Genomic DNA, 20,705 nt, shown 5'->3' with positions numbered 1-20,705 from the left:
AATTATTTTTTTGTATACAATAATTCTCGAAAAGCGCCACATGCGACGAAAAGCCACAGCACATCGGGCTTCCGACGAATGAAACAGCCGCTTGAGAAAATGGATTGACCTGCGCCGTCCGCCGTGAATACACTCTGCGCAAAGCCACTTGTATACAATTACAAAACGTAAAGAGGCACAAAACCATGAGCAAAATGAGAGCAATCGAAGCCGCCGTTCTGGTGATGCGCCGTGAAGGGGTTGATACCGCTTTTGGCATCCCGGGCGCAGCGATCAACCCGCTGTACTCCGCCTTGCAGAAGGTCGGTGGCATCGATCACGTCCTTGCTCGCCACGTTGAAGGCGCCTCGCACATGGCCGAGGGCTACACCCGCACCAAGGCCGGCAATATCGGCGTGTGCATCGGCACGTCCGGCCCGGCCGGCACCGATATGGTCACCGGGCTCTACAGCGCCTCGGCTGACTCGATTCCAATCCTCTGCATTACCGGTCAGGCACCCCGCGCCCGTATGCACAAGGAAGATTTCCAGGCTGTCGACATCACCAGCATCGTCAAGCCAGTCACCAAGTGGGCGACCACGGTTCTCGAACCGGGCCAGGTGCCTTATGCGTTTCAGAAAGCCTTCTATGAAATGCGCTCCGGCCGTCCAGGCCCTGTACTGATCGACCTGCCGTTCGACGTGCAGATGGCCGAGATCGAATTCGACATCGACGCTTATCAACCGCTGCCATTGGCCAAACCGACCGCAACCCGCGTACAGGTCGAGAAGGCTCTGGCGCTGCTGGATCAGGCCGAGCGTCCATTGCTGGTCGCCGGCGGCGGCATCATCAATGCCGACGCCAGCGACCTGCTGGTCGAGTTCGCCGAGCTGACCGGCATTCCGGTCATCCCGACCCTGATGGGCTGGGGCACCATCCCTGACGATCACCCGCTGATGGTCGGCATGGTCGGTCTGCAGACTTCGCACCGTTACGGCAACGCCACCATGCTGAAATCCGACGTGGTGCTGGGCATTGGTAACCGTTGGGCCAACCGTCACACCGGTTCGGTTGACGTGTACACCGAAGGCCGCAAGTTCATTCACGTCGACATCGAGGGCACGCAGATCGGCCGCGTGTTCACCCCGGATCTGGGCATCGTTTCCGACGCCGCTGCCGCGCTGACCGTGTTCATCGAAGTGGCCCGTGAATGGCAAGCCGCCGGCAAGCTGAAGAACCGCAGCGCCTGGCTGCAGGATTGCCAGCAGCGCAAGGCCAGCCTGCATCGCAAGACCCACTTCGACAACGTGCCGGTCAAGCCGCAGCGCGTTTACGAAGAAATGAACCAGGTGTTCGGCAAGGACACCTGCTACGTCAGCACCATTGGTCTGTCGCAGATTGCCGGCGCGCAGTTCCTGCACGTCTACAAACCGCGTCACTGGATCAACTGTGGCCAGGCCGGCCCGTTGGGCTGGACCATTCCGGCAGCGCTGGGCGTGGTGAAGGCCGATCCGAACCGGAAAGTCGTGGCCCTGTCGGGGGACTATGATTTCCAGTTCATGATCGAAGAACTGGCGGTCGGCGCTCAGTTCAAACTGCCGTACATCCACGTCGTGGTGAACAACTCGTACCTGGGCCTGATCCGTCAGGCCCAGCGCGGGTTCGAAATGGACTACTGCGTGCAGCTGTCCTTCGATAACCTGAATGCGCCGGAACTCAACGGTTACGGGGTTGACCACATCGCAGTCGCCGAAGGCCTCGGCTGCAAGGCACTGCGTGTGTTCGAACCGTCGGAAATCGCCCCTGCCCTGCGCAAGGCCGAGCAGATGATCGAAGAGTTCAAGGTGCCGGTGATCGTCGAGATCATTCTGGAGCGTGTGACCAACATCTCCATGGGTACCGAGATCAACGCGGTCAACGAGTTCGAGGACCTGGCACTGGTCGGCAACGATGCGCCGACGGCGATTTCGTTGCTCGATTGATTGCTTTTAGCCCCCTCTCCCTCTGGGAGAGGGCTGGGGTGAGGGAAAGGTTTTGCGGTGTTCGCACAATCGGGATCTGACTCAGGATTCCCCCTCACCCTAACCCTCTCCCCAAGGAGAGGGGACTGATCGCGTTCAGTCTGACCTACCGTGCCTCATCAGTTTTTAGGAGACCACCATGCCGCGTTTCGCAGCCAACCTGTCCATGCTGTTCACCGAACAGGATTTCCTTGCCCGTTTCGACGCCGCCGCCAAGGCCGGTTTCAGTGGGGTGGAATACCTGTTCCCGTACGACTTCAGCTCGGCTGAAATCAAGGCAAAACTCGAGGCCAACGGGCTGACCCAAGTGCTGTTCAACCTGCCGGCCGGTGACTGGGCCAAGGGCGAGCGTGGCATCGCTTGCCTGCCGGATCGGGTCGAAGAGTTCCGCGCCGGGGTCGATCTGGCGATCGCTTACGCACAAGTGCTGGGCAACACCCAGGTCAACTGCCTGGCCGGTATCCGCCCGCAAGGCGTTGACGATGCCACTGTGGAAAAGACCTTCGTTGCCAACCTCAAATACGCCGCCGACAAGCTGCAAGCGGTGGGCATCAAACTGGTGATGGAAGCGATCAACACCCGCGACATTCCAGGTTTCTACCTGAACAACACGGCGCAGGCCCTGTCGATTCGCGAGCAGGTCGGCAGCGCCAATCTGTTCCTGCAATACGACATCTATCACATGCAAATCATGGAAGGCGATCTGGCCCGCACCCTGCAATCGCACCTGGGCGAGATCAACCACGTGCAACTCGCGGACAACCCGGGGCGCAACGAGCCGGGCACTGGTGAGATCAACTACCGCTTCCTGTTCGAACACCTTGATCGCATCGGTTATCAGGGTTGGGTCGGTTGCGAATACAAACCGCTGACCACCACCGAAGCGGGCCTGGGTTGGTTGAAATCACACAACGCAATCTAAGAAACACAGCAAATCCCCTGTGGGAGCGAGCCTGCTCGCTCCCACATGAAAAGCAGCTCCCCTATTTGCTTGAGCACGAAAAAAACAAGAGGATTTTCTCATGGCTAAAATCGGATTCATCGGCACCGGCATCATGGGCCACCCAATGGCGGCGAACCTGCAGAAAGCCGGTCACAGCCTGTTCCTGTCGCAACACCACGACGCGGCCCCGGCCGATCTGGTCGCCGCTGGCGCCGTCGCCCTGGCCAACCCGCGCGAAGTGGCGCAGGAAGCCGAATTCATCATCGTCATGGTTCCGGATACCCCGCAGGTCGATGACGTGCTGTTCCGCGCCGACGGCGTCGCGGCCGGTATCGGCAAGGGCAAAGTCGTGATCGACATGAGCTCGATTTCGCCGACCGCCACCAAAGCCTTCGCCGCCAAAATCAACGAGAAAGGCGCGCAGTACCTCGACGCTCCGGTTTCCGGCGGTGAAGTCGGCGCCAAGGCCGCAACCCTGAGCATCATGGTCGGTGGCGACGCCGATGCCTTCGAACGCGCCCTGCCGCTGTTCCAGGCCATGGGCAAGAACATCACCCTGGTTGGTGGCAATGGCGACGGCCAGACCGCCAAAGTGGCGAACCAGATCATCGTCGCGCTGAACATCCAGGCCGTAGCCGAAGCCCTGCTGTTCGCCTCGAAAAACGGTGCCGATCCGGCCAAGGTGCGTGAAGCGCTGATGGGCGGTTTCGCTTCTTCGAAGATCCTCGAAGTGCACGGCGAGCGCATGATCAAAGGTACCTTCGACCCGGGCTTCCGCATCAGCCTGCACCAGAAGGACCTGAACCTGGCCCTTCAAGGCGCCAAGGAACTGAACATCAACCTGCCGAACACCGCCAATGCCCAGCAGGTATTCAGCACCTGCGCGGCCATCGGCGGCAGCAACTGGGACCACTCGGCGCTGATCAAGGGCCTGGAGCACATGGCCAATTTCTCGATTCGCGACAATAAATAAAGCCTGCACAAAACCCTGTGGGAGCGAGCCTGCTCGCGAAAGCGGCTTCACATTCAACATCCATGTTGGCTGACATACCGCGTTCGCGAGCAGGCTCGCTCCCACAAGGGACCTGAGTCGCCCTTTCGAATAACAAGAATTCCGGGAGCCCGCCATGTCGGTCGATCCGCAACAACTGCTGCGCGAGCTGTTTGCCACAGCCATCGACGCGGCCCATCCGAACCAAGTCCTCGAAGCCCATTTGCCTGCCGATCGCACGGGTCGGGTTATCGTCATCGGTGCCGGCAAAGCCGCTGCCGCCATGGCGCAAGTGGTCGAGCGCTGCTGGGAGGGTGAAGTCACCGGTCTGGTGGTGACCCGCTACGGTCACGGCGCCCCGTGCGAAAAAATCGAAGTGGTCGAAGCCGCGCACCCGGTGCCGGACGCCGCCGGTCTGGCCGTGGCCAAACGTGTGCTGGAACTGGTCAGCAACCTGACTGAAGACGACCGCGTGATCTTCCTGCTCTCCGGCGGCGGCTCTGCCTTGCTCGCCCTGCCGGCCGAAGGCATCACCCTCGCTGACAAGCAGTCGATCAACAAAGCCCTGCTCAAATCCGGTGCGACCATCGGCGAGATGAACTGCGTGCGCAAGCACCTCTCGGCGATCAAGGGCGGCCGCCTCGGCAAGGCCTGCTGGCCGGCGACGGTTTACACCTACGCGATTTCCGATGTGCCGGGCGACCTCGCCACCGTCATTGCGTCCGGCCCGACCGTGGCCGACCCGAGCACTTCGGCCGAAGCACTGGCGATCATCAAGCGCTACGGCATCGACATTCCCGCCTCCGTGCGCACCTGGCTGCAAAGTCCGGAATCGGAAACCGTCAAACCCGGCGACCCGTCCCTGGCGCGCAGCCACTTCCAGTTGATCGCCCGCCCGCAGCAATCGCTGGACGCGGCGGCGGTGAAGTGCCGTCAGGCCGGTTTCAGCACCTTGATTCTCGGCGATCTCGAAGGCGAATCCCGCGAAGTGGCGAAAGTCCACGCCGGCATCGCCCGACAGATCATCAATCACGGCCAGCCACTGGCGACGCCGTGCGTGATTCTTTCTGGCGGTGAGACCACGGTAACCGTGCGCGGCAATGGCCGTGGCGGGCGTAACGCCGAATTCCTCCTCAGCCTGACCGACAGCCTCAAGGGCCAGCCCGGCGTCTACGCGCTGGCCGGCGACACCGATGGCATCGACGGCTCGGAAGACAACGCCGGCGCAATCATGACTCCGGACAGCTACGCCCGCGCCGCCGCACTGGGTCTGAGCGCCAGCGACGAGCTGGATAACAACAACGGCTATGGCTACTTCCAGGCGCTCGATGCGCTGATCGTCACCGAGCCGACCCGCACTAACGTCAACGACTTCCGCGCCATTCTGATCCTTGAGAACTGCAAATCATGACGCCTGATAAAAAGGTCAAAATCCTCGCCACCCTCGGCCCTGCGGTCGACGGTATCGACGACATCCGCGAGCTGGTCGAGGCCGGGGTCAACATCTTCCGGCTGAATTTCAGCCATGGCGATCACGCCGACCACGCCAAGCGCTATCAATGGATCCGCGAAGTCGAGCGCCAGCTCAACTATCCGCTGGGCATTCTGATGGACCTGCAAGGGCCGAAACTGCGTGTGGGCAAGTTCGCTGACGGCAAGGTGCAGTTGCATCGCGGTCAGGCGTTCCGCTTGGATCTCGATGCGACACCGGGCGATGAGCGCCGGGTCAACCTGCCGCATCCGGAAATCATTGCCGCGCTGGAAGCGGGCATGGACCTGCTGCTCGACGACGGCAAGCTGCGCCTGCGCGTGGTCACCAAGTACGCCGATGCGATCGACACCAGCGTGCTCAACGGCGGCGAACTGTCCGATCGCAAAGGCGTGAATGTGCCGCAAGCGGTGCTCGACCTCAGCCCGCTGACCGCCAAGGATCGCCGCGATTTGAGCTTCGGCCTGGAATTGGGTGTGGACTGGGTCGCGCTGTCGTTCGTACAGCGCCCGCAGGACATTGTCGAAGCCCGCGCATTGATCGGCGACAAGGCGTTTCTGATGGCGAAAATCGAGAAGCCTTCGGCGGTCGAGCAACTACGTGAGATTGCTGAGTTGAGCGACGCGATCATGGTCGCGCGCGGCGATCTTGGTGTGGAAGTGCCGGCGGAAAGCGTGCCGCAGATTCAGAAAAACATCATCACCACCTGCCGCGCGCTGGGCAAACCGGTGGTGGTGGCGACGCAAATGCTCGAGTCGATGCGCTTCTCCCCTGCCCCAACCCGTGCCGAGGTGACTGACGTCGCCAACGCCGTGGCCGAAGGCGCCGATGCGGTGATGCTCTCGGCGGAAACCGCGTCCGGCGAATACCCGCTGGAAGCCGTGCAGATGATGAGCAAGATCATCCGTCAAGTTGAGAACGGCCCGGATTATCAGACCCAGCTTGACGTCAGCCGACCGAAAGCCGAGGCGACGGTTTCCGATGCAATCAGCTGTGCGATCCGCCGGATCAGCAACGTGCTGCCGGTGGCGGTGCTGGTCAATTACAGCGAGTCCGGCGCCTCGACGTTGCGCGCATCGCGGGAACGGCCGAAAGCACCGATCCTCAATCTGACGCCGAACCTGCAAACGGCGCGGCGCTTGAGCGTGGCGTGGGGCATTCATTCGGTAGTCAACGATCGCCTGCGTCAGGTCGACGAAGTCTGCTCGACCGCACTGGAGATTGCTCAGGCGCAAGGCATGGCCGAGCGTGGCGACACGCTGCTGATCACCGCCGGCGTGCCGTTCGGGCAGCCGGGATCGACCAATTCGCTGCGCATCGAGACGTTGATTTAACCCCCCATAAAAGTGGGTGCATAAACTTGTGGCGAGGGGATTTATCCCCGTTGGGCTGCGAAGCGGCCCCCAATCGGAGAATGCGGTTTCTCTGTGGAAACCGTCACACCCTTAAAAGCGACGACTGCTGCGCAGCCGAACGGGGCGGTGCGACGTTTCGCTAAATCCCCTCGCCACAGGGACTTGCAAGACCTTTTGATGTTCCAACTGCCCAGATTTTCTCAACATGCCTGCCAATCACTTCAACACCCACTGCCCCGACTGGGCCGAGGCTTTGCTCAACGGTTTCAGTCAGATTTTCTTTCAGCGCCACCCGCTGTGCGGCCTGCTGTGTCTGTTGGCGATTCTGCTGACCGCGCCGGTGCTGTTCGCCGGGGCGCTGCTCGGTGGCGTTGCCGGTCTGCTCACCGCGCAGCGGCGCAACTACGCCAAGGCCGATCGCCAGGCCGGGTTGTTCAGCTACAACGGCGTGCTGCTCGGCCTGCTGCTGAGCCTGTATTTCCCTTGGTCGCCACTGCTGCCGTCGTTGATTCTTGCAGCCGGTGGCTTGAGCGCGATGCTTACTCAGCAATGGCTCAAACACGTGTACCGCAGTCGCGCCATACCGGCGTATACCTCGCCGTTCGTGGCGCTCAGCTGGGTGCTGCTGATGTTCGCCGAGCCGTCCGCGCCGGCGGCATCGGTCGACCTGAACACGACAAATCTGCTGGCCGCTGAACTGCGCGGATTCGGCCAGGTGATGTTTCTCGACCATCCATTGGCCGGGGCGTTGATCGCCAGCGGTTTGCTGCTCGCCGATCGCCGCGCTTTCTGCTGGGCGCTGCTGGCGTCGGCGATCGGCCTCGGCTCGAGTCTGCTGCACCACGAAACGTCCGCCGCACTGCTCGGGCTCGGTGGCTACAACGCTGTACTCGCCGCCCTCGCCTTCAGCGCTCAGCGACAAAATCCGTGGCTGCCGCTGCTCGCCATTGTCCTGGCGCTGCTGGTGACGCCGCTGTTTGCCGCCCTCGGGCTGGCCACGCTGACCGCGCCGTTCATCCTCGCCTGCTGGTTGATCCGGGCTGGCATTCAAATGCTTGGCAAAGCTTCGCTCGCGCATGAGTCTTGCGCTCATGAGGAGAATCACCCTAGGCTGCGCTGATCTTCGATTCAGGCGTTATCCATGGACAGCAGCAACAATTGGCGCGAACGGCTTTACGTCATGATTTTCCAGAGCGACACCCCGGCCGGGCGTCGCTTCGACGGCATTCTGCTGTTGATCATCCTCGCCAGTCTGGTGATCGTGATGCTCGACAGTATCGACAGCATCCACCGTAATTACGCCGACGTTCTGGCCTATATAGAGTGGGGCTTCACGGCGATCTTCCTCGGCGAATACATCCTGCGTCTGTACTGCTCGCCCAAGCCGCTGCGCTATGCCTTCAGCTTTTATGGCCTGGTGGATCTGCTGGCGATCGTGCCGGGCATCCTCGCCCTGTATTACAGCGATGCGCAGTATCTGCTGATCATCCGCATCATTCGGATGCTGCGGATTTTCCGTGTGCTCAAGCTCAGCCCGTATCTCAAGCAAGCCAACTATCTGATGTCGGCGCTGCGTGGCAGCAAGCAGAAAATCGTCGTGTTTCTGGTCAGCGTGTGCACGCTGGTGACGGTGTTCGGCACGCTGATGTACGTGATCGAAGGCCCGGAACATGGCTTCACCAGCATTCCCAAAGGCATCTATTGGGCCATCGTGACCTTGACCACTGTGGGCTTCGGCGACATCGTGCCGAAGACGCCGCTGGGCCAGGTGATTTCCTCGCTGGTGATGATCACCGGTTACTCGATCATCGCCGTGCCCACGGGGATTTTTACCGCAGAGCTGGCCAACGCCATGCGCGGCGAACAGCTGCAACATGACTGCCCGGGCTGCCAGAAAAAAAGCCACGAGCAGAGCGCAGCGTTCTGTTCGCGCTGCGGCAGTCAGCTGTTCAAGAAAGTGGAATAAGCACAGAGCTTTTTAATCTTTAAGCGACTATGCGCTGCCCGTTATAGTCGCTGGCAAATGGCTTCATTTTTGGCATAACACCCCCACAGAACAAGGAATGCGCAGTGAAAAAACTCTTTGGCGCCTCACTTCTCGCCGCTGGCCTGGCCTTGGCCAACATCGCTCAGGCCGCACCAACGCTGCTCAACGTTTCCTACGACGTGATGCGCGATTTCTACAAGGACTACAACACTGCGTTCCAGAAGCACTGGCAAGCCGAGCACAACGAAAACATCACCGTGCAGATGTCCTTCGGCGGCTCGAGCAAACAGGCGCGTTCGGTGATCGACGGCCTGCCGGCTGACGTCATCACCATGAACATGGCCACCGACATCAACGCCCTCGCCGACAACGGCAAACTGGTCCCGGACAATTGGGTCACGCGCCTGCCGAACAACAGCGCACCGTTTACCTCGGCCACGGTGTTCATCGTCCGCAAGGGCAACCCGAAAGCCTTGAAAGACTGGCCGGACCTGCTCAAGGACGGCGTTCAGGTGATCGTGCCCAACCCGAAAACTTCGGGTAACGGCCGCTACACCTACCTGTCAGCCTGGGGCTACGTGCTGAAAAACGGCGGCGACGAGAACAAGGCCAAGGATTTCGTCGGCAAGCTGTTCAAGCAGGCGCCGGTGCTCGACACCGGTGGCCGCGCGGCCACCACCACGTTCATGACCAACCAGATCGGCGACGTACTGGTGACCTTCGAAAACGAAGCGGAAATGATCGCCCGCGAGTTCGGTCGCGATCAGTTCGAAGTCATCTACCCGACCGTCTCCGCGGAAGCCGAGCCACCGGTTTCGGTGGTCGACAAAGTGGTCGACAAGAAGGGCTCGCGCGCTGCGGCTGATGAGTATCTGAAGTACCTGTGGTCGCCGGAAGGACAGGAAATTGCGGCGGCCAACTACTTGCGCCCGCGTGACCCGGCGGTGCTGGCGAAGTACACCGACCGTTTCCCGAAAGTCGACTTCCTTTCGGTGGAGAAGACGTTTGGTGACTGGCGCACGGTGCAGAAAACCCACTTCAATGATGGTGGCGTGTTCGATCAGATTTATAGCGGGCAGTAAGGCTTGGTTTGAAAAATCAAAAGGCGACCCACCGGGTCGCCTTTTTGTTGCGCGGCAATACCGCTCATTACACTGCGTAATAACAGTTATCATCCGAAAACGTCTTCTGCCAGTCCACGTTGTCCATTAGCCTCAGCGCTTTCCTGTGCCCGACCCGAGATCCCCTATGACCACCACTCCTCACGCAATGACCCGAGGCATGGTCCTGCTGTTCGCGTTCTGCTGCGGCGCCATCGTTGCCAACATCTACTACGCACAGCCGATCATCGGCCTGATCGCGCCGGACATCGGCCTCTCCGACACCATGGCCAGTTTCATCGTCTCGCTGACGCAGATCGGTTACGCGTTGGGCCTGTTCTTTCTGGTGCCGCTGGGGGATCTGCTGGAGAACCGTCGGCTGATGATCATCACTACGCTGGTGGCGATCGCCAGTCTGCTTGGCGCCGCGTTCACTGAACAGCCGAACGTATTTCTGCTGATCTCGCTGCTGGTCGGCTTCAGCTCGGTGTCGGTGCAGATCCTGATTCCGCTGGCCGCGCATCTGGCGCCGGAAGAGTCCCGTGGTCGCGTGGTGGGCGGGATCATGGGCGGTTTGCTGCTGGGTATTCTGTTGGCGCGACCGGTGTCGAGCGTGGTCGCCGATCACCTCGGCTGGCGCGCCATGTTCATGATCGCCGCAGCATTGATGGCGGCTATCAGCGTGGTGCTGGCGCTGACCGTGCCCAAGCGCCAGCCAGATCACAGCGCTACTTATGGCCAATTGATCGGCTCGCTGTGGACGCTGCTGCGCCAGCAACCGGTGCTGCGTCAGCGGGCGTTTTATCAGGGCTGCATGTTTGCCACGTTCAGCCTGTTCTGGACCGCCGTGCCACTGGAACTTGCACGTAACCATGGCCTGTCGCAAAGCGAAATCGCCATCTTCGCCCTGGTCGGCGCCATCGGTGCCATCGCCGCGCCAATCAGCGGCCGCCTCGCTGATGCCGGTCACACACGCATCGCCTCGCTGCTGGCCATGCTGTTCGCCAGCCTGAGCTTTCTCCCCGCCTTCATTCACCCGGCCTATAGCGTCATCGGCCTGGCCGTGACCGGCGTGGTGCTGGACTTCTGCGTGCAGATGAACATGGTCCTGGGCCAACGCGCGGTGTACTCGCTGGACGCGAAAAGTCGTGGCCGTTTGAACGCGCTGTACATGACCAGCATCTTCATCGGCGGCGCGTTCGGCTCGTCGGTGGCCAGCGCGGTGTACGAACATGGCGGCTGGTTGTGGATCGTGATTGTCGGCAGCGTCTTTCCGTTGCTGGCGTTGTTGCGGTTTTTGAGTGCATCGCAAAACGCTGCGCTGGCGCAGCGAAAAGTCGCGTCCTGACGCGATGTCATAGTGGGAGCGAGCCTGCTCGCGAAGGCGGTGTGTCAGCCATAGATCAGTGCCTGACCTGACGCCTTCGCGAGCAGGCTCGCTCCCACAATTGCGCAGACCCTCAATACCGAACCAGTTTCTCCATCGCCGCATCCGCCAGAAACGAGGAGCGGCTTTTGACGTTGTGCTCGCGTACATAGCGATCAATACGCTGAATGACATAGCCGGGCAGCGTAACGTTGACCTTTTCGGTCTTGCCAAGGTACGGCGAGATATCCAGCTCCAGCATGCCCCAGCCCATCTCGGCAAAATCCGGATGATTGCGATGCGCCGCTGCCGAGGTCGGCATCGGAATCGCCTGACCGGCCGCCGCGATCTCCTGCAGCATGAGGTGAGCCACTTCCACGGCCGCGTTGTAGGCCTCCTCAAAGCTTTCCCCGGCCGTGACTGCGCCGGGAATATCGGGGATCTGAATGCCGATGGCAGTGTTCTCGTCACCCCACTCGATGCAGATGGGATATTGCATTACGGATCTCCTTCATGACGGGTTGGCGGGCTGAATAACCCCGCGCGCCGCCGAATGCTTTTGACTGTCCCCAACGGTAAATCCTTTTTCGGATGCGGGACGGCAATCGTGTCCGGGTTGTAACGATGAGTGAAGATGTAATGACTGCCCGCAACCCGATCCAGCGTCCAGCCCGCCTCCTCCAGCTCCTTCATCAATAGCCTGCTCTGCACCAACCGCCTCCTTGGCCTGGCCCATTAAAAATAACTCTAGAGTTATCTTTACTCAAGCACAGAATGGGGCGGGGTGACGGTTGGTTGTTTTACAAAGTATTCCTGCACCAGTTTCGTTTATTGCGAATTTCGTTTGATTCGAATAACGTCCGCGGATCTTCCTTACAATGCTGGAACAGTCTTATGACCACTGCTACTCCATCTGCCATCAATCTGCCTGTCGAACGAGAGGTCAAAGCCGCGATTGAAGGCCAGCGCGCCCTGACCGCATTTCTCGCAAGCGGTTTTGAAACTCAGCGAATCCAGATTTTTGATGAACAGAACGAAGCCCACAGCGTCGAGCTGCCAACATCGGCGTTGCGCTTGCTGAGCGATATCCTCGCGGCGCTGGCGCAGGGCAACGCTGTGAAGGTGGTACCGATCCACGCGGAGCTGACCACGCAGGAAGCTGCCGATCTGCTCAACGTCTCACGTCCGCACATGATCAAACTGCTGGAGAGCGGTGAGATTTCCTACCACAAAACAGGCAAGCACCGACGTGTGCGTTTTGCTGATCTGATGGAATATAAAACCCGGCGAGACACCGCCAGCGAGCAGGCAATGATGCTTCTCGCGGAGCAGGCATAGGCGCTAAGGACAGGATACGAGTGAGGCATTCCTCTTTCACTGCTGTATACGATGCATGCGTTTTATATCCGGCCCCTCTAAGAGATTTCCTGATGTGGCTCGCACTGTCAGGGTGTATCGGGCTCGCTGGACTCAGGAAATACACCACGAATGGAAGCGTAACTTATTGAAGAACAGGTCCGACCTGACCCTCGAACAACTCGATCGCACATCGCAATTGATGGGCCTGGCCATTCCAGACGCGTGTATCGATGGCTATGAAGACTTGGTGTCAGGCCTGACACTGCCTGATGAGAACGATCGCCATGTTCTGGCGGCCGCTATCCGATGCGGTGCCGATGTAATAGTGACGTTCAACCTGAAAGATTTCCCCACCCGTCACCTCGCGACATACGGCATTGAAGCTCAGCACCCGGATGAGTTTGTGGAAAATCTTTTCCATCTTGATTCGGCTGCCGTCGTCGCTGCGGCTCAAAGCCAGCGACGGCAATTGAAAACGCCCAATGTGGAGGTGGACAAATATCTTGGCTTTCTCCAACGGCAAGGATTGGTCGAGTCGGTAAAGGCGTTAGGTAACTATCGTGCGATTCTCTGAAAATCAGACGCAAAAAAAACGGCGATCCCAGGATCGCCGTTTCTCTTACTGCCCGAACTTCTTGCCCAACCCCGGCGGGACGCCGTGGATGTTGGTGTCTTCCCACGGGCCGTTGGGGCTGACCGAGCGGCTCCAGCCGTTGTTCCAGCGGTAGTAGGTGCGCTGGCGGTAGAAGGTGTTGGTCTGGTCGTCGAGCACGTAGACGCCGAGTTTCTGGTCCCAGTGGCTGTTGCCGCCCGGTGGCGGGGCGAAGCTGGCCGAGGTGCGGGGCACGGGCTTGGCGGGTTTGGCCGGGATGCTCTTGCCGGGGCTCGGCGAGGTCGACGGGGTCGGGCTTGGCTGCGAGGGCGGGATTGGCGGCAGGCTGGTGGTCGGTTCCGGGCGTTGTACCGCACATGCACTCAAGCCCAGGGCCAGTGTGAGGACTGTGATGCGGGCGATGGTGTGCATGGCGGTGCTTTCCTGTTGGGTCCGGTTACTTGTCCGGGCTGTCGATAGTCAGTTTTTGTGGCGCGGTGGTGCTGCTGGCCACTGGGCCGCTGCGACCGATCCACTCACCGGCAGTCGGTTGACCGGCCCGTGAGATGCGCGCAACCAGTTGGACTTCAGGGAAGTTGGACAGTTTCAACTGCGGCATCATCGCGTCGGCATCGCCCAGTTCGACGGTTACCGGCAGGTCGGCGACGGTCAGGCGTTTGGCCGCCAGCGGCGCCGGTGGGCCAGAAGTGGCGCGGGCGAAGATGAACACGCTGTCGCCCGGTTGCACCTTGCTCCTGAGTTCGCTGGCCAGATCAACGCTGACTGTCAGCAATGCCGCTTTCGGCGCCTGTGCCTGGGCAACTTTGCCGCCGCTGGCTTTCAAGCGTTCGGCGGCACGCTCGATGCCGCCTTGCAGCGCAGCGCGAGAGTTGTCATCCGGCGGCAGTTGCGCGAGCAGGCGATTCCAGTAGTCGATGGCCTCCTGATAACGCTCGCCTTCGAACGCGGCGATGCCGAGCAGGCCGAGGCTGGTAACTTCCTTCGGATCGGCCTTCAGCGCTTCGTCGGTCAATTTCTGAATCTGCTCCGACCACTTTTTACCGTCAGCAAAATACTGCGCCTGCGCCCACTGGCCGAGCAGTTCCGGCTGGCGACCGGCGAGGTTGGCGGCGCGTTCGAACATCTTCGCCGCGTCTGCCGGACGGTCCTGAGCCATGTAGGTACGGCCGAGGAAATACAGACCTTCAGCGGAATCCGGTTGTGCGGCGACCGCACGTTCCAGACGCTGGGTCATCTCTTCCATCGACTGCGGTGCCTGAGCGAATTCACGGGTCAGTTCGACCTTGTCGGCGGCGCCGAAATGCAGGTACAGACCGAGACCCAGCACCGGTACCAACACGGCGGCCAGCAGCGGCAACGGCTTGCCCAGGCGCGAGACACGTGGTGCGGTGACGCCTTCGGTGTCAGCGAGCAATTCACGCGCGGCTTCTGCGCGGCCGCTGTCCAGTTGCGCGGCGTCGAGCACGCCTTCGGCCTGCTGCGCTTGCAGCTCGGCAACCCGTTCCTGGTACAGCGCGACGTTCAACGCGGTGCGATCTTCTTCCCGCTGGGCGCGGCGTTCGCGCAGTACCGGGATCAGCAGAAAACTCAGGGCGACCAGAAGCAACAGCCCTGCGGCGAGCCAGAAATCAATCATTCTTGGTTTTTATCCAACAGTTGGTCGAGGCGCTGACGTTCTTCGGCAGACAGCGATGACGGCGTTTCGGCGCGTTGCCCGCGACGCCTGCGCACGATCAGCGCGATCACCACGAAACCACCGAGCAGCAGCCCGGCCGGGCCGAACCACAGCAGCGCGGTCTTGGCATTGAGCGCCGGTTTGTAGCGGACGAAATCACCGTAGCGATCGACCATGAAGTCGATGATCTGCTGATTGTCCTTGCCCTCGCCGAGCATGCGGAAAATCTCTTTGCGCAGGTCGGCGGCGATCGGCGCGTTGGAGTCGGCAATGTCCTGGTTCTGGCACTTGGGGCAGCGCAGTTCCTTGGTCAGTTCGCGGAAACGCTCACGGTCGCCCTCTTTGGCAAATTCGTAGGTGTCGATGGCCGCATGGGCGACACCGGCCAGGCTCAAACCCAACACGACCGCAGCGAGAAAACGCTTCATGGCTTGGCCTCATCGACCAGCGCCTGATACTTGGCCGCGAGTTTTTCGCGCCAGACCTGCTCGTCGATCACCCCGACGAACTTGTCGCGGATGATGCCTTTGGCGTCGATAAAGAAGGTTTCCGGCGCGCCGTAGACACCGAGGTTGAGGCCCAGCGAACCCTCGTCGTCACGAATATCCAGCGCATACGGATTGTGAAACTCGGCCAGCCATTTCAAGGCGTCGGCATTGGTGTCCTTGTAGTTGATGCCGTAGATCACCACGCCGCGCTCGGCAAGTTTGTTCAGCACCGGATGCTCGACCCGGCAGGAAATGCACCAAGTGCCCCAGACATTGACCAGCGCCGGTTTGCCGAGGATGTCGGCCTTGGTCAGCGTCTTGTCACCCTGCACACTCGGCAGGGAAAACTCCGGGAACGGCTTGTCGATCATCGCCGACGGCAGCTCCGCCGGATCCAGGTACAAGCCGCGATAGAGAAACACCGCCACCAGCAGAAAAATCGCCAACGGCAACAACATCAACCAACGCCTCATGCCGCCGCTCCCGTCATGCCCAGCGCTTCGCGCACTTTGCTTTTCACCTTGACCCGATAACGCCGATCCAGCGCCGCCAGCAAACCACCCAATCCGGTGAGCAAGCCGCCGAACCAGATCCAGCGCACAAACGGTTTGACGTGTACGCGCACGGCCCAGGCGCCATTATCCAGCGGCTCGCCGAGGGCGACGTAGAGATCGCGAGTGAAACCGGCATCGATCCCGGCTTCGGTCATCACCGAGTTCTGCACGGTGTACAGACGCTTTTCCGGGTGCAGCACGCTGATTTCCTCGCCGTCACGAATGACGCGGATGGTGCCTTTGTCGGAGGTAAAATTCGGCCCCTCGAAATGCTTGGCGCCCTCGAAGACGAATTGATAGCCGGCCAGATCCATCGACTCGCCCGGTGCCAGACGCAGGTCGCGCTCGGCACTGTTCTGGCTCGACAACACCACGCCCAGCGCGCACACGGCGATGCCCAGGTGGGCGATCTGCATGCCCCAATAACTGCGGGTCAGCGTCGGCAAACCTTTGATCAGGCCTTTGTGCCGAGTCTTGTCGAACAGATCGCGCACACCGGCAAGCAACACCCACGCCGCCAGCAGGAACGTCGCGATCACTGCCCAGTTAAAGTCGCCATAAGCCACGCCGGCCACCACGGCCAATGCGACGCTGCCGAGCAGCACCGGAGTGAGCATGCTCGCCAGCCATTTCACTGGCGTGTCCTTCCAGCGCACGATCACGCCGATCGCCATGACCAGCATCAGCAACGCCATCAACGGAATGAACAACGCATTGAAGTAAGGCGGGCCGACCGACAGCTTGGCGCCACTGATGGCATCAAGAATCAGCGGATACAAGGTCCCAAGGAGGATCATCGATGCAGCGACAACCAGCACCAGGTTGTTGCCCAGCAGCAAGGTTTCCCGTGACCAAAGATTGAACCCGACCTGGCTTTTCACCACTGGCGCGCGCAGGGCGAAAAGGGTCAGCGAACCGCCCACCACGAACAGCAGGAAAATCAGGATGAACACGCCGCGCTCGGGATCCGAAGCGAAGGCATGCACCGAAGTCAGCACACCCGAGCGTACAAGGAAAGTGCCGAGCAGGCTCAACGAAAACGCGGCAATCGCCAGCAACACCGTCCAGCTCTTGAACACCCCACGTTTCTCGGTGACCGCCAGCGAGTGAATCAACGCGGTGCCGACCAGCCATGGCATGAACGAGGCGTTTTCCACCGGGTCCCAGAACCACCAGCCGCCCCAGCCGAGTTCGTAATACGCCCACCACGAACCGAGGGTGATGCCGATGCCGAGGAAAGCCCAGGCGACGATGGTCCATGGCCGCGACCAGCGCGCCCATGCCGCATCGAGACGGCCGCCGAGCAGCGCGGCGATGGCAAATGCGAAGGCCACAGAGAAACCGACGTAACCCATGTACAGCATCGGCGGATGCACGATCAGGCCAATGTCCTGCAGCAACGGGTTGAGGTCGCGACCGTCTGCGGGAATCTGTGGCAGGATCCGCGAAAACGGGTTCGAGGTAAGAATCAGGAACAGCAGGAAACCGGTGCTGATCATGCCCATCACCGCCAGGACGCGGGCGAGCATGACTTGCGGCAACTGCCGGGAGAACACCGACACAGCGAAGGTCCAGCCGCCGAGGATCAACGCCCACAGCAGCAGGGAACCTTCGTGGGCGCCCCACACCGCGCTGAATTTGTAGTACCACGGCAAAGCGGTGTTGGAGTTGTTTGCCACGTAGGCGACAGAGAAATCATCGGTCATGAATGCGTAGGTCAAAATGCCGAACGCAAATAACAAAAAGGCAAACTGCCCCCATGCGGCGGGCTGGGCCAGACTCATCCAGAAACGGTCACCGCGCCAAGCACCGACCAATGGCACCACCGCTTGCACCAGCGCAAAACACAGGGCGAGGATCATCGCCAGATGGCCCAGCTCGGGAATAAACAGTGCAGCAGCCATCGATCAACCCTCCTTCACAGGCGTCGGTGCGGATTGACCGCTGTCCTTGAGCGCTTTGGTCACTTCCGGCGGCATGTACTTCTCGTCGTGCTTGGCCAGCACTTCATCGGCGACCACCACGCCATCGGCGTTGAGCTTGCCGAGGGCGACGATGCCCTGCCCTTCGCGGAACAGATCCGGGAGGATGCCGCGATAGGCGATGGTCACGGATTTGTTGAAGTCGGTGACGACGAATTTGACGTCCAGCGAATCCTTGGAGCGTTGCAGCGAACCGGCCTCGACCATGCCGCCGGCGCGGATGCGCGTGTCCTGCGGCGCATCGCCGTTGGCGATCTGCGTCGGCGTGTAAAACAGATTGATGTTTTCCTGCAACGCGCTCAGGGCCAGGCCGACAGCAGCGCCCACTCCGACCAGAATCGCCAGAATGATGATCAGACGTTTTTTGCGCAGCGCATTCACTTGCCGTTCTCCCGGCGCAGACGACGCGCCTCTTGTTGCAGATAACGCTTACGCGCCGCAATCGGCGCCACTACGTTGAGGGCCAGCACCGCCAGGCAGATGCCGTAGGCCGACCAGACATACAGGCCGTGATGGCCCATGGCGAGAAAATCGCCGAATGAAGCAAAACTCATCGCACCGCCTCCAGACTCTGCTGCACTTCGGCCTTCACCCAACTGGCGCGGGCCTCGCGCTTGAGCACTTCCAGCCGCATGCGCAGCAACAGCACGGCGCCGAAGAAGCAGTAGAAACCCAGCACTGTCAGCAGCAGCGGCAGCCACATTTCCGCTGGCATCGCCGGTTTTTCCGTAAGTGTGAACGTCGCGCCCTGGTGCAGGGTGTTCCACCACTCCACCGAGTATTTGATGATCGGAATGTTGATCACGCCAACGATCGCCAGCACCGCGCAGGCCTTGGCGGCGCTGTCGCGGTTGCTGATGGCGTTGCCCAGCGCGATCACGCCGAAATACAGAAACAGCAGAATCAGCATTGAGGTCAGGCGCGCATCCCACACCCACCACGAGCCCCAGGTCGGCTTGCCCCAGATGGCCCCGGTGACCAGCGCCACGGCGGTCATCCACGCACCGATCGGTGCGGCGCATTGCAGGGCAACGTCGGCCAGCTTCATTTTCCACACCAGCCCGACTACGCCGCAGACAGCGAGCATCACGTAGATCGACTGGGCGAGCATCGCCGCTGGCACGTGGATATAGATGATGCGGAAGCTGTTGCCTTGCTGGTAATCCGGCGGCGCGAACGCCAGGCCCCAGACCACGCCAACGCCGATCAGCAGCAACGCTGCAATGCTCAACCACGGCAGGAACTTGCCGCTGATGCCGTAGAACCACTTGGGCGAGCCGAGCTTGTGAAACCAGGTCCAGTTCATACTGTTTCCATCACGGTTGCCGCTCATCATCGCGAGCTGGCAGAGGGTCATGCCTTTCTTCTTGAAGAAGTGGTCAATTTTTGACCAGGCCTCATTATTATTCGCCGACGCTGATCTTCAGGCCAGCGGCTATTGCAAAGGGTGTCAGGGTGATCGCCAGCGCTGTGAGGCTGGCCATCCACAACAGGTAGCCGGTCGCCGGCATGCCTTGCAGCGCCGCTTGCAACGCGCCGCTGCCAAGGATCAACACCGGGATGTACAACGGCAGAATCAGCAGCGCCAGCAACAGCCCGCCGCGCTTCAGGCCGACCGTCAGCGCCGCACCGACTGCGCCGAGCAGGCTCAACACCGGCGTGCCCAACAGCAACGACAGCAGCAGCACCGGCAGGCACGCAGCCGGCAAACCGAGCATCAGCGCCAGCAACGGCGATAGCAGCACCAGTGCCAGACCGGAGAACAGCCAGTGTGCCAGCACCTTGGCCAGGACCAGAAGCGGCAGCGGGTGCGACGAAAGGACCCACTGTTCCAGCGAGCCGTCTTCGAAGTCACTGCGAAACAATCCGTCCAGCGACAGCAGGACCGACAGCAACGCCGCCACCCAGACTAACCCCGGGGACAGGTTTTGCAAGACTTGAGTTTCCGGGCCGACGGCCAGCGGGAAAAGGGCAATGACGATGGCAAAGAAAATCAGCGGATTGGCCAGCTCCGCCGGGCGGCGGAACAGCAGTCGCGATTCGCGGGCAAGCAGCAGGCCGAAGACACTCATACCGCCCATTTCCCCAGATCGATGTCGCGATAACCGGCCGGCATTCGGGTCAGGGTGTGGTGGGTGGTCAGCACCACCAGGCCGCCGCGTTCACAGTGGCCGGCCAGATGCTCTTCCAACTGAGCGACGCCCTGCTTGTCCAGCGCGGTGAACGGTTCGTCGAGAATCCACAACGGCGGGCTGTCCAGATACAACCGCGCCAGTGCCACGCGGCGCTGTTGGCCGGCAGAAAGGCTGTGGCAGGGAACGTCTTCGAAACCGCGCAATCCTACCGCTGCCAGCGCCTGCCAGATCGCTTCGCGTTCGGCGGGATGATGCAGGGCGCACAGCCACGACAGGTTTTCTTCGGGAGTGAGCAGATCCTTGATCCCGGCGGCGTGGCCGATCCACAACAGGTTTCGCGCCAGTTCGCTGCGTTGCTCGGCCAGCGGCTGACCGTTGAGCAGCACCTGGCCGTCGGTGGGTTGCATCAAACCGGCGAGCAGACGTAAAAGACTGGTCTTGCCGCTGCCGTTGGGGCCGCTGATCTGCACCATGTCGCCACTGGCCAGGCGCAATTCGAGGTTTTCGAAAAGCAGCCTGAGGTCGCGTTCACACGCCAGGGCAACGGTTTGCAGGACAGGACTGGTCAAGGGATCACGGGCCTTATACGGTTCAAGTCGGCTCTAGAGCGGCCGTTAAAGAGATGCAGCATAGATGCTTTGATCGCTCGATCTGGCGAGCTGGATCAA

The 20,705-nt window shown here is 60.9% G+C and carries 22 protein-coding genes and 1 pseudogene; 11 read left to right on the top strand and 12 right to left on the bottom strand.

What is annotated here, in order from left to right:
- Positions 1-185: 185 nt before the first annotated feature.
- The 9 genes from gcl to AB4O45_RS21100 all read left to right on the top strand — a co-directional run bounded on the left by gcl (position 186) and on the right by AB4O45_RS21100 (position 11,213).
- Positions 186-1,961, top strand: coding sequence for a glyoxylate carboligase (gene gcl / locus AB4O45_RS21140; RefSeq protein WP_042607573.1), 1,776 nt, complete (start codon positions 186-188; stop codon positions 1,959-1,961).
- Positions 1,962-2,139: 178 nt separating this feature from the next.
- Positions 2,140-2,922, top strand: a complete 783-nt coding sequence (gene hyi / locus AB4O45_RS21135) for a hydroxypyruvate isomerase (RefSeq protein ID WP_056783872.1) — start codon at positions 2,140-2,142, stop codon at positions 2,920-2,922.
- A gap of 100 nt (positions 2,923-3,022) precedes the next feature.
- Positions 3,023-3,916 carry a 2-hydroxy-3-oxopropionate reductase gene (locus AB4O45_RS21130; protein WP_016771028.1) on the top strand — a complete coding sequence of 298 codons (894 nt, stop codon included), beginning with the start codon at positions 3,023-3,025 and terminating at the stop codon, positions 3,914-3,916.
- A gap of 154 nt (positions 3,917-4,070) precedes the next feature.
- Positions 4,071-5,345, top strand: a complete 1,275-nt coding sequence (locus tag AB4O45_RS21125) for a glycerate kinase type-2 family protein (RefSeq protein ID WP_457263951.1) — start codon at positions 4,071-4,073, stop codon at positions 5,343-5,345.
- The gene (pyk, locus tag AB4O45_RS21120) at positions 5,342-6,757 is read left to right on the top strand and encodes a pyruvate kinase (protein WP_095180738.1); all 1,416 of its coding nucleotides are present in this window, start codon (positions 5,342-5,344) and stop codon (positions 6,755-6,757) included. Before AB4O45_RS21125 ends, pyk begins: the two co-directional genes overlap by 4 nt.
- 226 nt (positions 6,758-6,983) lie before the next feature.
- Positions 6,984-7,898, top strand: coding sequence for an urea transporter (locus AB4O45_RS21115; protein ID WP_095180737.1), 915 nt, complete (start codon positions 6,984-6,986; stop codon positions 7,896-7,898).
- A 21-nt stretch (positions 7,899-7,919) separates the two neighbouring features.
- Positions 7,920-8,744, top strand: coding sequence for an ion transporter (locus AB4O45_RS21110; RefSeq protein ID WP_041479613.1), 825 nt, complete (start codon positions 7,920-7,922; stop codon positions 8,742-8,744).
- 104 nt (positions 8,745-8,848) lie between these two features.
- The gene (locus AB4O45_RS21105) at positions 8,849-9,847 is read left to right on the top strand and encodes a sulfate ABC transporter substrate-binding protein (RefSeq protein ID WP_056783861.1); all 999 of its coding nucleotides are present in this window, start codon (positions 8,849-8,851) and stop codon (positions 9,845-9,847) included.
- 166 nt (positions 9,848-10,013) lie between these two features.
- Positions 10,014-11,213 (top strand): MFS transporter, encoded by a 1,200-nt coding sequence (locus tag AB4O45_RS21100; RefSeq protein WP_353188651.1) that lies wholly within the window; start codon positions 10,014-10,016, stop codon positions 11,211-11,213.
- 112 nt (positions 11,214-11,325) lie between these two features.
- Here the strand turns inward: AB4O45_RS21100 and AB4O45_RS21095 are convergent, their stop codons facing one another.
- Both AB4O45_RS21095 and AB4O45_RS21090 read right to left on the bottom strand, forming a co-directional pair.
- Complete coding sequence (locus AB4O45_RS21095) at positions 11,326-11,730, bottom strand: type II toxin-antitoxin system HicB family antitoxin (protein WP_457263959.1); 405 nt, start codon at positions 11,728-11,730, stop codon at positions 11,326-11,328.
- Positions 11,730-11,942: a type II toxin-antitoxin system HicA family toxin gene (locus AB4O45_RS21090; protein WP_095180735.1), complete on the bottom strand. Its 213-nt coding sequence runs from the start codon at positions 11,940-11,942 to the stop codon at positions 11,730-11,732. The genes AB4O45_RS21095 and AB4O45_RS21090 overlap by 1 nt, the downstream gene beginning before the upstream one ends.
- Positions 11,943-12,125: 183 nt before the next feature.
- Between AB4O45_RS21090 and AB4O45_RS21085 the strand changes: the two genes are divergently transcribed.
- Together AB4O45_RS21085 and AB4O45_RS21080 are read left to right on the top strand one after the other, a co-directional pair.
- On the top strand, positions 12,126-12,569 hold the full coding sequence (locus tag AB4O45_RS21085; protein WP_460161513.1) for a helix-turn-helix domain-containing protein: 444 nt from the start codon (positions 12,126-12,128) through the stop codon (positions 12,567-12,569).
- Positions 12,570-12,589: 20 nt separating this feature from the next.
- Positions 12,590-13,164: pseudogene (locus tag AB4O45_RS21080) on the top strand (PIN domain-containing protein).
- A 45-nt stretch (positions 13,165-13,209) separates the two neighbouring features.
- On the opposite strand, the gene AB4O45_RS21075 reads toward AB4O45_RS21080, so the two are convergent.
- The 10 genes from AB4O45_RS21075 to ccmA form a co-directional block, all read right to left on the bottom strand.
- On the bottom strand, positions 13,210-13,614 hold the full coding sequence (locus tag AB4O45_RS21075; protein ID WP_016771039.1) for a hypothetical protein: 405 nt from the start codon (positions 13,612-13,614) through the stop codon (positions 13,210-13,212).
- Between the two features lie 25 nt (positions 13,615-13,639).
- Entirely contained in the window at positions 13,640-14,839 is a 1,200-nt protein-coding gene (gene ccmI, locus AB4O45_RS21070; protein ID WP_095180733.1) for a c-type cytochrome biogenesis protein CcmI, read from the bottom strand.
- Positions 14,836-15,306: a cytochrome c-type biogenesis protein gene (locus AB4O45_RS21065; RefSeq protein WP_016771041.1), complete on the bottom strand. Its 471-nt coding sequence runs from the start codon at positions 15,304-15,306 to the stop codon at positions 14,836-14,838. The genes ccmI and AB4O45_RS21065 overlap by 4 nt, the downstream gene beginning before the upstream one ends.
- The gene (locus AB4O45_RS21060; RefSeq protein ID WP_024012128.1) at positions 15,303-15,839 is read right to left on the bottom strand and encodes a DsbE family thiol:disulfide interchange protein; all 537 of its coding nucleotides are present in this window, start codon (positions 15,837-15,839) and stop codon (positions 15,303-15,305) included. The genes AB4O45_RS21065 and AB4O45_RS21060 overlap by 4 nt, the downstream gene beginning before the upstream one ends.
- Positions 15,836-17,824, bottom strand: coding sequence for a heme lyase CcmF/NrfE family subunit (locus tag AB4O45_RS21055; RefSeq protein WP_460160498.1), 1,989 nt, complete (start codon positions 17,822-17,824; stop codon positions 15,836-15,838). The genes AB4O45_RS21060 and AB4O45_RS21055 overlap by 4 nt, the downstream gene beginning before the upstream one ends.
- Positions 17,825-17,827: 3 nt before the next feature.
- Positions 17,828-18,283: a cytochrome c maturation protein CcmE gene (gene ccmE / locus AB4O45_RS21050; RefSeq protein WP_056783845.1), complete on the bottom strand. Its 456-nt coding sequence runs from the start codon at positions 18,281-18,283 to the stop codon at positions 17,828-17,830.
- Positions 18,280-18,456: a heme exporter protein CcmD gene (ccmD, locus tag AB4O45_RS21045; protein ID WP_016771045.1), complete on the bottom strand. Its 177-nt coding sequence runs from the start codon at positions 18,454-18,456 to the stop codon at positions 18,280-18,282. Before ccmD ends, ccmE begins: the two co-directional genes overlap by 4 nt.
- Entirely contained in the window at positions 18,453-19,208 is a 756-nt protein-coding gene (locus AB4O45_RS21040) for a heme ABC transporter permease (protein WP_056786756.1), read from the bottom strand. Before AB4O45_RS21040 ends, ccmD begins: the two co-directional genes overlap by 4 nt.
- A gap of 97 nt (positions 19,209-19,305) precedes the next feature.
- Complete coding sequence (gene ccmB / locus AB4O45_RS21035; RefSeq protein WP_039763615.1) at positions 19,306-19,974, bottom strand: heme exporter protein CcmB; 669 nt, start codon at positions 19,972-19,974, stop codon at positions 19,306-19,308.
- Positions 19,971-20,606, bottom strand: a complete 636-nt coding sequence (ccmA, locus tag AB4O45_RS21030) for a cytochrome c biogenesis heme-transporting ATPase CcmA (protein ID WP_095180731.1) — start codon at positions 20,604-20,606, stop codon at positions 19,971-19,973. Before ccmA ends, ccmB begins: the two co-directional genes overlap by 4 nt.
- Between the last annotated feature and the right edge of the window lie 99 nt (positions 20,607-20,705).

This window comes from Pseudomonas sp. S2_B10, assembly GCF_054668425.1.
The sequence above is the reverse complement of the archived record's forward strand: the minus strand, read 5'-3'. Positions and strand labels throughout refer to the sequence as shown.

Bases quoted from the DNA above. Each gene is read 5' to 3' on its own strand.
- AB4O45_RS21060 (WP_024012128.1), bottom strand. From the start codon at position 15,839: ATGAGGCGTTGGTTGATGTTGTTGCCGTTGGCGATTTTTCTGCTGGTG.
- AB4O45_RS21075 (WP_016771039.1), bottom strand. From the start codon at position 13,614: ATGCACACCATCGCCCGCATCACAGTCCTCACACTGGCCCTGGGCTTG.
- AB4O45_RS21115 (WP_095180737.1), top strand. From the start codon at position 6,984: ATGCCTGCCAATCACTTCAACACCCACTGCCCCGACTGGGCCGAGGCT.
- AB4O45_RS21130 (WP_016771028.1), top strand. From the start codon at position 3,023: ATGGCTAAAATCGGATTCATCGGCACCGGCATCATGGGCCACCCAATG.
- pyk (WP_095180738.1), top strand. From the start codon at position 5,342: ATGACGCCTGATAAAAAGGTCAAAATCCTCGCCACCCTCGGCCCTGCG.
- hyi (WP_056783872.1), top strand. From the start codon at position 2,140: ATGCCGCGTTTCGCAGCCAACCTGTCCATGCTGTTCACCGAACAGGAT.
- gcl (WP_042607573.1), top strand. From the start codon at position 186: ATGAGCAAAATGAGAGCAATCGAAGCCGCCGTTCTGGTGATGCGCCGT.
- ccmI (WP_095180733.1), bottom strand. From the start codon at position 14,839: ATGATTGATTTCTGGCTCGCCGCAGGGCTGTTGCTTCTGGTCGCCCTG.
- ccmB (WP_039763615.1), bottom strand. From the start codon at position 19,974: ATGAGTGTCTTCGGCCTGCTGCTTGCCCGCGAATCGCGACTGCTGTTC.
- AB4O45_RS21085 (WP_460161513.1), top strand. From the start codon at position 12,126: ATGACCACTGCTACTCCATCTGCCATCAATCTGCCTGTCGAACGAGAG.
- ccmD (WP_016771045.1), bottom strand. From the start codon at position 18,456: ATGAGTTTTGCTTCATTCGGCGATTTTCTCGCCATGGGCCATCACGGC.
- AB4O45_RS21125 (WP_457263951.1), top strand. From the start codon at position 4,071: ATGTCGGTCGATCCGCAACAACTGCTGCGCGAGCTGTTTGCCACAGCC.
- AB4O45_RS21100 (WP_353188651.1), top strand. From the start codon at position 10,014: ATGACCACCACTCCTCACGCAATGACCCGAGGCATGGTCCTGCTGTTC.
- AB4O45_RS21055 (WP_460160498.1), bottom strand. From the start codon at position 17,824: ATGGCTGCTGCACTGTTTATTCCCGAGCTGGGCCATCTGGCGATGATC.
- AB4O45_RS21040 (WP_056786756.1), bottom strand. From the start codon at position 19,208: ATGAACTGGACCTGGTTTCACAAGCTCGGCTCGCCCAAGTGGTTCTAC.
- AB4O45_RS21110 (WP_041479613.1), top strand. From the start codon at position 7,920: ATGGACAGCAGCAACAATTGGCGCGAACGGCTTTACGTCATGATTTTC.
- AB4O45_RS21065 (WP_016771041.1), bottom strand. From the start codon at position 15,306: ATGAAGCGTTTTCTCGCTGCGGTCGTGTTGGGTTTGAGCCTGGCCGGT.
- AB4O45_RS21095 (WP_457263959.1), bottom strand. From the start codon at position 11,730: ATGCAATATCCCATCTGCATCGAGTGGGGTGACGAGAACACTGCCATC.